We start from the raw sequence: 10095 nt of genomic DNA on the forward strand, positions 1-10095 counted from the left end.
CGTACGTACGGTGCAACGGGAGGCACAGAAATAATAATTAATCTCAGTATTGATATTATTTCCTGTCTACCCTATTTCCATAAGTGAAAGAATACATCTATACCAAGTAACATAGAAATAGTCAACAATATAATAGACATATAATAAGACTCAGTCAATACACCACATAACAGACACATACAGCTAAATACTGTTTTAATTATGATAGATAATTCTGTTTTCTTATATGTCTGTCTTATATAATCATCATTCTCAGTCACATTGACATGTAACTGACCATTCTTACTCATCTTAATTAAATCATAGACAATCTGAGGTAATGCATAGCTTTTCTTTAATGTCTTATAAAGGTCATGACCTATTTTTAATCCTTGATCCTTATAATCTAGCTCTTTTAGTACTGTATTACGCTTATGATTAATTAATATTTCAATGAGATTAGAAGAAGGACTGATCTTCTCTAAAGTACCTTCAAGTGTCACCAAACAACGACATAATAGAGTCAGTTCTGTCGGTATCGCAATATCATTACTTGTCACAATATCAAAGCACTTCTGTATCAAATCAGAAAAGTTATAATCAGATAGGCTCTTAGCTTTATATTCACTTACAATTGAATTTAATTGATGTAATAACTGTGTTTCATCTATTTCATGATTTGGTGTGACTAACATCAAGAAGGCTTCTTCTAGATCATAAATATCATCTTCAATTAAAGCCTGTAAAGCAAGAGATAAGATATGCTGAGTAAAGGAAGATACAGTACCCATCATTCCAAAATCTATCCAGGCAATCTTTCCTTCATCTATTAAGATATTACCAGGATGAGGATCAGCATGAAAGAATCCATCATCTAAGATCTGTTTACAGCAGTTATCTGCCATCTTTAAGGCAATCTCATCTAAGTCATATCCTTCATACTTTAATCTCTTTATAGCATCAATAGGAATGCCATCAATATAAGAATAAACAAGCAAATGATTGGTTGTATATTCATTATAGACATGAGGTGCTTTAATATAACGAATATCTTTTTGATTATTCGCAAAGACATTCATATTATTTGCTTCATTTAAAAAGTTCATCTCTGTCTGGCTTGTACGCCATAATTCATCAATAATAGAACGATAATCAATCAGATCACCTGTACCAGTCACCATCTTTAAAAGACGTGGAAACTTATGCATAATACGTACATCAGCTTCCATAATTTCATGAATATGAGGTCTTTGAACCTTTAATACAACCGTATCACCATTTAATAAATGCCCTAAATGAACCTGTGCAATAGACGCACATCCAATAGGCTTTTCCTCTATATCCTTAAATACATTCTCTATTGGCTGTCCTAGTTCTTCTTCAATAATACTACGAATACTAGAAAAACTAAGAGGCGTAATAGACGCTCTTAGTTTTTCAAACTCTTTACAGTATTCTAGAGGTATTAGATCACTACGCATTGACATGATCTGTCCTAATTTGACATAAGTAGGGCCAAGCTCTTCAATTATCTCTCTTGCCTTAATAGGAGTCAGACCATTTTTAATATCATGTTTCTTGATAATAGAGAGTATTTCTCTCATACGTTTAATATTACTGATTTTCTTCATGATCTAATTCATCAAGCTTCTGGCGCAAAGCATTACGTTCTTCTTCAGTCATGTTTTCTACATGTTCTAACAAGTCTTCACGTGCTTTTCTTTTTAATTCTTCATTCATCGCACGTCCTTTATTGATGGTATCCTGACCTTTTTTCGCAAGACTATCTGTTAAGTCTTTAGAACGATCAGCGACCTCAGCTGCTACACCAATACCTACAAGTACTGTCTTTTTCAACAATTCACTCATAGCCATATGACATACCTCCTTTCACATACTATTTTATCACAACTACAACCAGGGGTTAAGTAATATAGACCTTGAATTAATAATTGTGCTATAATGAAAAAACGAAAGGGAGTTATCAGTATGAAGAAAGAAGAGTATATAGGTGTATTTGATTCAGGTGTTGGAGGAGTGAGTGTCTTACAGGCTATTCATGAAATGATGCCAGGAGAGAATCTTTATTTCTTTGGTGATTCACTTAATGCACCTTATGGGGAGAAAACATTAGAAGATGTCCAGCAGCTTACTCTTAATGCGATAGAGAATATGAATAAGAAGAAGCATTTAAAGGCCATCGTGATTGCCTGCAATACAGCAACAAGTGCTGCAGTGACATTATTAAGAGAAAAATATACAGATATTCCTGTCATTGGTATAGAACCTGCATTAAAACCAGCAGCACTTTCTAAGAAGAACAGCTGTATTCTTGTGATGGCGACAGCCAATACATTACGTTTAGATAAGTTTCATCAATTAGCTGAAAGATATGATAAATCAGCCACTATTATTCCAGTTCCATGTTATGGACTTGCCAAACGTATTGAACAGGGAAATTTAGATCAACCAGATCTCATTGAATTACTTACAGATTTAATAGGTCCTTATAAAGGTAAAGTAGATAGTGTTGTACTAGGTTGTACACATTATCCATTTGTGAAAAATCAAATAGCGACAGTTTTAGGTGATATTCCAATGTTTGATGGAGCTTATGGAACAAGTAAACATCTTTATAATTGTTTAAAGGAATGTGATTGTTTAAATGATCAGGAAGAAGGAGATATCCTCTATGGTTCATCCAAGGAAGATGAAATTCCTATCTATAAAACATTTATGAATACACCAATTATCTAATAAGCCATTCACATGGCTTTTTTACTAGGAGAATGTATGAACTATATTATTATCAATAAAGATAACATAGACACAGAACATATATGTTGTGCTATGTCTAACAAAAAGAGTCTTCAAAAGAAAGAATGGTTAAAAGAAAGATTTGATGAAGGTTTAGTATTTTATCGCAGTGAAGAAAGAGGTAAATGTTTTATTGAATATATTCCAGATCAATATGCCTGGATACCTATTACAAGTAATAACTATATGTATATCAACTGTTTATGGGTATCTGGTTCAATGAAAGGACATGGCTATTCAAGTGACTTATTAAACTATTGCATAGAAGATGCACGTCAAAAGGGCTGTAAAGGTGTTTGTATTCTATCGTGTATAGGACGTAAGAAAGAGTTCCTTTCTGATTATAAATATTTGACACATAAAGGGTTTAAGATAGCCGATGAATCAGATAATGGTATTGTACTTATGTATCTTCCATTCACTGAAGGTAATCCTCCAGAGTTTAAAGAATGTGCTAAACATCCGCATATCAATGAACAGGGCTTTGTATTATATTATACAGATCAATGTCCTTTTACTGATTATTGGGTACCACGCATAGAAGAAGTGGCAAAAGAATACAACATACCTTTAAAAACGTTTCATATCACAACACGTGAACAGGCACAGAACCTCCCAACACCAGTTTCTACCTATGCATTATTTAAAGATGGAGAATTTTTAACTCAAGGGATCCTTAATGAAAAGAAATTCTTAAAATATGCAGGAATAGATATGCAATAACATATTTTCCCACAAAAACCACATTTAGGTATTAAGTTTAAGATATATACTAGAATCAGAAAGTGAGAGTGGTATTATGAACAACGAAAATTTAAAAGATGTTTATGAAAAGCAGAATAAAAAGAAAGTCAGTCGTTTAAGCAAAAATATAGGTAAAGCATTTATTGCTGTGGCATTAGGTTTTGGTGGAGGCGCTGCTGGTTCTTATTTTATGAATAATCAGGGTACTACAGTAGTGACGAAGACTACTACAACTAAAGCAACAGGTACATCAAATGATGCATCAAGTATCTCTTCTAAGATGACACAAAGTGTTGTAGCCATTACAACAGAAAATATCTCAAGAGATAACTTCTGGTATGGTTCACAGGTATCAAGTGGTGCAGGTTCAGGAGTGATCATGAGCAGCGATGGTTATATTATTACCTGCGCTCATGTTGTCTCTGGAGCAAGTACAATTAAGGTCACTACAAGTGATAATAAAACATATGATGCAACATTAGTAGGAACTTATAGTGATAATGATATTGCGGTACTTAAGATCAATGCAACTAATTTAAAACCAGCAACATTTGCGAATAGTGATAAATTAGTACAAGGTCAATCTACATATGCAGTAGGTAACCCAGAAGGTACATTCAGTGATTCTATTACTTCAGGTATCGTATCAGCCTTAAATCGTAAGATTACTGTACAGCTAGACAATGATGACTCGTCTTCATCTAGTAACTATGGTCGTTTTGGTCAGCTTTATAGCTCTTCTAAGACTATCTCTATTTCAGTTATTCAGACAGATGCAGCCGTTTCTCCAGGTAACTCTGGTGGAGGATTATTTAATGGAAATGGTGATCTCATTGGTATTGTGAATGCCAAATCATCCGATACAAATAGTGAAGGTCTAGGATTTGCGATTCCTTCAAATACTGCATTAAAGATAGCGAAAGAACTTATCAACAAGAGTAATTAATAGACAAGAAGGACAGAAATGTCCTTTTTTAGTTAATATTTAGTTTATAAAACAAAATTATATTAGTGTCATGGAGGTATTTTATGAAAGAAAAATTTATTCAATTCATGCAGGGAAGATATGGTGGGGCAGATAAGCTCAACACTCATCTCATGTATTTATTATTTATTTTAGTTATTATAGAGTTATTTACTGGTTCAAAACCATTAATGATCTTAAGCTTATTTTTGATGTTTTATATCTATTTCAGAATGTTTTCTAAGAATATCTATAAACGTTATGCAGAAAACCAGAAATATGTACAGTTTATTGCACCTATTACTAAGAAAGTAAACTTCTTTAAGAAAAAAAGAAAAGATAAAACACATAAATACTATAAGTGTCCTACATGTAAACAAGTTGTCCGTGTACCCAAAGGACGCGGAAAGATTGAAATTAGTTGTCCAAAGTGTCATACTAAGTTTATCAAAAGAACTTAGGGGGACTAAATATGTTGAAGGTATTACTTATTCCAGCTTTAGATGATTCAAATATTGCACTTATTAAAAAGTCTTGTTCTGATATGAACCTTTTAAAGGTAAACAAAGAAGATTTAACACAGGAAATGATTGATGAAGCAGATGTCATTGTAGGTAATCCACCAAGACAATTTAACTTGAATAGACCTACACTTAAAGCACTATTATTAAATAGTGCAGGGAATGATCAATTTCTTTTACCAAACATCTTAAATAGACAAACACTTCTTACAAATGCAAGTGGAAGCTATGGTCATGCTATCTGCGAACATATGATGGGAATGATCTTAAGCTTTAATAAGAATCTACGTTTCTATTATGATCGACAGAAAGAAGCAAGATGGACACCATTATTTATTGGTAGAGAAATTTATGGCTCAAATGTCTTATTACTTGGAGTAGGGGATATTGGTACTGAATTTGCGAAAGTATTAAAGGTACTTGGTGCCAATGTAACAGGACTAAGAAACTCTTATAAGGAACATCCAAATTGTGATGAAATCATTACTTCTAAAGAATTACATGATGTATTACCAAAGATGGATTATGTTATTACTTCTTTACCAGCAACCAATGCAACATTTCATATGTTAAGCCATGATGAGTTCTCATTAATGAAAGAAGACGCTGTTGTATGTAATGTAGGTAGAGGTAGTGTGATTGATACTTATGCTTTATTAGAAGCCTTAGACAATAAGTCTATTGGTGGGGCATTACTTGATGTTTTTGAAGAAGAACCATTACCAGCTGATTCACCATTATGGAAAAATCCTAGAGTCATGATTACACCGCATTGTTCTGGCGGGTATCATTGGAAGAGTGTACAGGACTATTATACACAATTAGTCATTAGGAACCTCAATCACTTAAAGAATCAGGAACCATTAGAAAACCTTGTGAATAGAACAAAAGGCTATTAACAGTAGTAAAATGGATCCTGTAAAAAGGATACGATAAAAAAGGAGATATGAATAACCTGTTCATTTGAGCAGGTTATTTATTATATATACAAATATATTAAGCATTATTCGAAATTATACAAAAATATAAATAAAACTGTTGACATTGAATTTGTTGTGATGTAACATTCAGATAAACCTAAGAGCGGGAGATAAAACTTTGTATAGGGCTGATAGAGAGCCGGGGATGCTGGAAACCTGGTAGTACCACAATGGCAAATGGACCCGTGAGGGCGAGGGGGAAAGGCAACGAGTATCCTGAGACGTGATGCAAACGTTATAATGCAAAAATGTGTTAGCATTTATGAATCAAAAGGTGGCTTAAAGAGTAACATCTGTCTTTTGGGACAGGTGTTTTTTTATTACCTGCTAACAAGTTGGGAGGAACTCATATGAGGCGATGGCGTCGTTGTTTGAATTGAATCAAAGAAAACAAAATTTATGAAAACGAAGAGGAACAGAACAATGAACAAATTATTAGGAACAGTATTAACTTCAGCATTAACAATTTCACTTTTAGCAGGATGTGGAACTTCTACTAGTAATAAGAAGAAAGTAGGTATTATCCAGTTCATGGATCATACTTCATTAAATGAGATTAAGGATTCATTTGATAAAGAAATGAAAACTTTAGGATATGATGATAAGAATATCAAATATACATTCAAGAATGGTCAGGGCGACACAAATACTTGTGCAAGTATCGCCAATGATTTTGCCGGAAAGAATTTTGATTGTGTCATGGCAATTGCGACTCCTGCAGCACAGGCAGTCGCTAAACTTGCTACTAAGACACCAGTTGTATTTAGTGCAGTGACTGATCCAGTAGGGGCACAGTTGACTAGCTCATTATCTAAACCAGATAAGAATATTACTGGTACAAGTGATGAGGTACAGGTTGATCAGATTATTGATAAGGCATTAGAAATCAATCCAAATACAAAAACAATTGGTATGCTTTATAATAAAGGTGAAGCCAACTCAGTGACTAATATTAAAAAGGCAAAAGCTTATTGTGCTGAGAAGAATATCAAGGTAGAAGAAGCAACAATTGCATCAGTCAATGAAGCACAGAGTGCTGTTAATGTATTAAATAGTAAATGTGATGCGATTTTTGCACCAAATGATAATACAGTAGCAAGTGCAATGAATGTAGTGAGTGATGCATGTAAGAAAGCAAACAAGCCTTTATATGTAGGTGCTGATTCAATGGTTAAAGATGGTGGTTTCTTAAGTGTTGGTATCGATTATAAAGAACTTGGTAAAGAAACGGCTAAAATCGTTGATAAAGTATTAAAGGGAAATAAAGTAGAAAATATCCCAGTTAAAGTATTTAAGACAAACTTAAAAATCTATGTCAATACAACTACAAAAGATAAATTAGGTATTAAGTTACCAGAAAACATTACAAGCGATAGTAAATATACAGAAATCTAAGGAGTTTTTATGAATAGTACAGTTATTCTTGGAGCCTTAGAGTTAGGCGGCATATTTGCCGTCTTATCTCTAGGTTTATATATTAGTTTTAAAGTTTTGAATATTCCAGACTTAACAGTGGATGGAAGTTTTACAACAGGATGTGCAGTAAGTGCTATGGTAGCAGTGGCAGGTTATCCAGTACTTGGCATGGTACTAGGATTTGTAGCAGGTGCGATTGCAGGGATGGTGACAGGTTTACTCATTACTAAGCTTAATATTAATGAGATTCTAGCTGGAATCCTTACACAGACTGCTTTATACTCAGTGAATCTACGTATTATGCATCAGACACCAAATATCTCATTATTTAATCATAAGACAATCTTCAGCAGTACAACTCAGTTTGAACCTTATGATAAATTATTGATTATTGGTGTGATTGTGATTGTGATTACCGTATTATTGAATTATTTCTTAAAGACACAGATGGGGCTTGCACTTAGAGCCTGTGGTGATAATGAAGCAATGGTACGTGCGAGCTCTATTGATACAGATAAGATGAAAATTATTGGTTTAGGACTTGCGAATGGTTTAGTTGCTTTAAGTGGTGCTTTATTTACACAGCAGCAGGGCTATGCTGATATCACTAGTGGTATTGGTATGATGATCATCGGACTTGCTTCTATTATTATCGGTTTGACATTCATTAAGAGTGATAAGGTTGCAATATGCTTAGTTGGTACGATTGTAGGGGCAATCTTCTATCGTTTTGCCTTAACAATCGCCCTATACTTAGGTCTTCCTTCAGGAGACTTAAAGATCCTATCAGCATTTATTGTTGTGATTGCGATTTCTTCTGCAACACTCAAGAGGAGGCTCAAGAAACATGCTTAATATTAAAGATTTAACAGTTGTATTTAATGAAGGGACAGTCAATGAAAAGAAAGCCATTGATCATTTATCTCTTCATCTTGAACCAGGAGATTTTGTGACTATTATAGGGTCTAACGGTGCAGGGAAATCCACATTGTTTGGTGCTATCTCTGGGGCAGTAGAAACAAAAGAAGGAATTATTGTCTTAGATGATAAAGATATCACAAACGAAAAAGAATATGTGAGAAGCCGTACCATTGGTCGCTTATTCCAGGATCCTCTAAGAGGGACAGCTCCTTCAATGACAATTGAAGAAAACTTATCTTTAGCTTATCAAAGAGGAAAACATTTCTCACTTACACCATTTACTCATAAACACCATGATGTCTTTGTAAATGCATTAAAGGACTTAGATATTGGTTTAGAAGACCGTTTAACAACTAAAGTGGGTACCTTATCTGGAGGACAAAGACAAGCCCTCACACTATTAATGGCAACTTTAGTTAAACCACAATTACTTTTATTGGATGAACATACTGCTGCACTTGATCCTGCAACATCTATCAAGGTGATGAAATTATCTGAAAGAATTGCGAAAGAACATCATATTACTACTATGATGATCACTCATGATATGGAAGATGCTCTTAAATATGGTAATAGAATCCTAATGATGAAGGATGGAAAAATCATTGCGGACATTGATGAAGAAACTAAAAAGAAAATGACTGTCGAAGAACTTGTAAGAAAATTTACTGAAACAGGAGAAGCGAATGATCGCGTTCTTCTTCACTAGACAAGGATCATCCTTGTCTTTTATAATGCATAAAAAAAGCAGACTGAAGTCTGCTTAGAGGTAGTATTGCTGGAAATAACGTAATCTGATTAAGTCACAGATTGACATGATCTGATAGTTAAAATCAATCGAATCAAACTTACCTGGTACATAGATTACTGTTGTATTTCCATTAAAACATGACTGTTTATATTTACGGTTTTGCGTGATGAGTAATGAATATGCCTTTTCAAAGCTGCAATTATCATATTTCTTCATTTCTTCTAGACTACGTCCTGTAGCACTCACAAAGATGACAACATCATCTTCATTAAATTGAATAGGATCATACTTATGATAATGAATAAATGGACGTCCAAAAGAAATCATATCTGTCTGTAACTCAACGGCAATAGAACAAGGATATAAACCACCAAAGATAATGATACGTTTTGCTTTATAGAAATGTTCACAGATAGAAGTAATTGTGTCCGCAAGTACTTCTTCATCCATTGCCTTATCCATCTTCGCTAAGAATTTCTGAGGAGTTTCTCCAAATAATCTGACACGAATCTGATTCAAACGTAACTGATGATCAGCTTCTAATTTAAAACGGAAATCCTCATAAGTAGAGAAACCAAATGATAATAAGAAGCTATAAAGTTCTTCTTTTCTAAAAGCACCTTTATCTAAGAATTCTTCTTCAGACATTTCAAATATATCTAGATAGTTAAAGATAATGAAATTGCATATTTTATAATAGTAATCATTCTGCATCGCACCATTTAAATAAGTCAATATTCTACTAAGTAACAAACCCATTATATTCACGCCCCTTTTGGAATATTATATCATAGTTGTAATAATCTTTAGAAATAATTTTGTATTATGTTTTATTTTGTTTATAATGTAGAAAAAGGAGGGAACTATAAGTAACTGAATATATCGACCATTGTGTTTGAATGTGTTTAAATATGCTCATAGGGGGGAGCGTTAAAATGAACACATTAAATATCACAAATTATAAACCAAAGGATTTTGCTGCACTTTTAGGCGTATCTGTTA

11 protein-coding genes are annotated in these 10095 nt (G+C 33.6%); 8 read left to right on the forward strand and 3 right to left on the reverse strand.

Translation table 11 applies throughout. The features are described 5' to 3' along the window. Window positions 1-71: 71 nt before the first annotated feature. The gene (locus ABUA27_RS10610) at window positions 72-1610 is read right to left on the reverse strand and encodes an ABC1 kinase family protein (RefSeq protein WP_349820685.1); all 1539 of its coding nucleotides are present in this window, start codon (window positions 1608-1610) and stop codon (window positions 72-74) included. Beyond that, window positions 1594-1854 carry a hypothetical protein gene (locus ABUA27_RS10615; RefSeq protein WP_129981857.1) on the reverse strand — a complete coding sequence of 87 codons (261 nt, stop codon included), beginning with the start codon at window positions 1852-1854 and terminating at the stop codon, window positions 1594-1596. The genes ABUA27_RS10610 and ABUA27_RS10615 overlap by 17 nt, the downstream gene beginning before the upstream one ends. A gap of 114 nt (window positions 1855-1968) precedes the next feature. Between ABUA27_RS10615 and murI the strand changes: the two genes are divergently transcribed. The 8 genes from murI to ABUA27_RS10655 all read left to right on the forward strand — a co-directional run bounded on the left by murI (window position 1969) and on the right by ABUA27_RS10655 (window position 9051). Beyond that, window positions 1969-2736: a glutamate racemase gene (gene murI, locus ABUA27_RS10620; protein WP_022425607.1), complete on the forward strand. Its 768-nt coding sequence runs from the start codon at window positions 1969-1971 to the stop codon at window positions 2734-2736. Between the two features lie 36 nt (window positions 2737-2772). Then, window positions 2773-3519, forward strand: a complete 747-nt coding sequence (locus ABUA27_RS10625) for an N-acetyltransferase (protein ID WP_129981855.1) — start codon at window positions 2773-2775, stop codon at window positions 3517-3519. A 76-nt stretch (window positions 3520-3595) separates the two neighbouring features. Further along, window positions 3596-4486, forward strand: coding sequence for a S1C family serine protease (locus ABUA27_RS10630; protein WP_129981854.1), 891 nt, complete (start codon window positions 3596-3598; stop codon window positions 4484-4486). A gap of 83 nt (window positions 4487-4569) precedes the next feature. Continuing rightward, complete coding sequence (locus tag ABUA27_RS10635; protein ID WP_192924043.1) at window positions 4570-4965, forward strand: hypothetical protein; 396 nt, start codon at window positions 4570-4572, stop codon at window positions 4963-4965. A gap of 11 nt (window positions 4966-4976) precedes the next feature. Continuing rightward, on the forward strand, window positions 4977-5924 hold the full coding sequence (locus tag ABUA27_RS10640; RefSeq protein WP_287846772.1) for a D-2-hydroxyacid dehydrogenase: 948 nt from the start codon (window positions 4977-4979) through the stop codon (window positions 5922-5924). A 504-nt stretch (window positions 5925-6428) separates the two neighbouring features. After that, on the forward strand, window positions 6429-7400 hold the full coding sequence (locus tag ABUA27_RS10645) for an ABC transporter substrate-binding protein (RefSeq protein WP_349820686.1): 972 nt from the start codon (window positions 6429-6431) through the stop codon (window positions 7398-7400). A 9-nt stretch (window positions 7401-7409) separates the two neighbouring features. Next, window positions 7410-8276, forward strand: coding sequence for an ABC transporter permease (locus ABUA27_RS10650; RefSeq protein WP_349820687.1), 867 nt, complete (start codon window positions 7410-7412; stop codon window positions 8274-8276). Next, the gene (locus tag ABUA27_RS10655; RefSeq protein ID WP_349820688.1) at window positions 8269-9051 is read left to right on the forward strand and encodes an ABC transporter ATP-binding protein; all 783 of its coding nucleotides are present in this window, start codon (window positions 8269-8271) and stop codon (window positions 9049-9051) included. The genes ABUA27_RS10650 and ABUA27_RS10655 overlap by 8 nt, the downstream gene beginning before the upstream one ends. Before the next feature lie 54 nt (window positions 9052-9105). Here the strand turns inward: ABUA27_RS10655 and ABUA27_RS10660 are convergent, their stop codons facing one another. Beyond that, a complete protein-coding gene (locus tag ABUA27_RS10660; RefSeq protein WP_303353149.1) occupies window positions 9106-9852 on the reverse strand; it encodes a MurR/RpiR family transcriptional regulator in 747 nt (248 codons plus the stop codon). Window positions 9853-10095: the final 243 nt, after the last annotated feature.

Source organism: Catenibacterium sp. RTP21428st1_D7_RTP21428_210409, from assembly GCF_040227455.1.
Classification (GTDB): domain Bacteria; phylum Bacillota_I; class Bacilli_A; order Erysipelotrichales; family Coprobacillaceae; genus Catenibacterium; species Catenibacterium mitsuoka_A.

Bases quoted from the DNA above. Each gene is read 5' to 3' on its own strand.
- ABUA27_RS10610 (WP_349820685.1), bottom strand. From the start codon at position 1,610: ATGAAGAAAATCAGTAATATTAAACGTATGAGAGAAATACTCTCTATT.
- murI (WP_022425607.1), top strand. From the start codon at position 1,969: ATGAAGAAAGAAGAGTATATAGGTGTATTTGATTCAGGTGTTGGAGGA.
- ABUA27_RS10660 (WP_303353149.1), bottom strand. From the start codon at position 9,852: ATGGGTTTGTTACTTAGTAGAATATTGACTTATTTAAATGGTGCGATG.
- ABUA27_RS10625 (WP_129981855.1), top strand. From the start codon at position 2,773: ATGAACTATATTATTATCAATAAAGATAACATAGACACAGAACATATA.
- ABUA27_RS10615 (WP_129981857.1), bottom strand. From the start codon at position 1,854: ATGGCTATGAGTGAATTGTTGAAAAAGACAGTACTTGTAGGTATTGGT.
- ABUA27_RS10635 (WP_192924043.1), top strand. From the start codon at position 4,570: ATGAAAGAAAAATTTATTCAATTCATGCAGGGAAGATATGGTGGGGCA.
- ABUA27_RS10645 (WP_349820686.1), top strand. From the start codon at position 6,429: ATGAACAAATTATTAGGAACAGTATTAACTTCAGCATTAACAATTTCA.
- ABUA27_RS10640 (WP_287846772.1), top strand. From the start codon at position 4,977: ATGTTGAAGGTATTACTTATTCCAGCTTTAGATGATTCAAATATTGCA.
- ABUA27_RS10655 (WP_349820688.1), top strand. From the start codon at position 8,269: ATGCTTAATATTAAAGATTTAACAGTTGTATTTAATGAAGGGACAGTC.
- ABUA27_RS10650 (WP_349820687.1), top strand. From the start codon at position 7,410: ATGAATAGTACAGTTATTCTTGGAGCCTTAGAGTTAGGCGGCATATTT.
- ABUA27_RS10630 (WP_129981854.1), top strand. From the start codon at position 3,596: ATGAACAACGAAAATTTAAAAGATGTTTATGAAAAGCAGAATAAAAAG.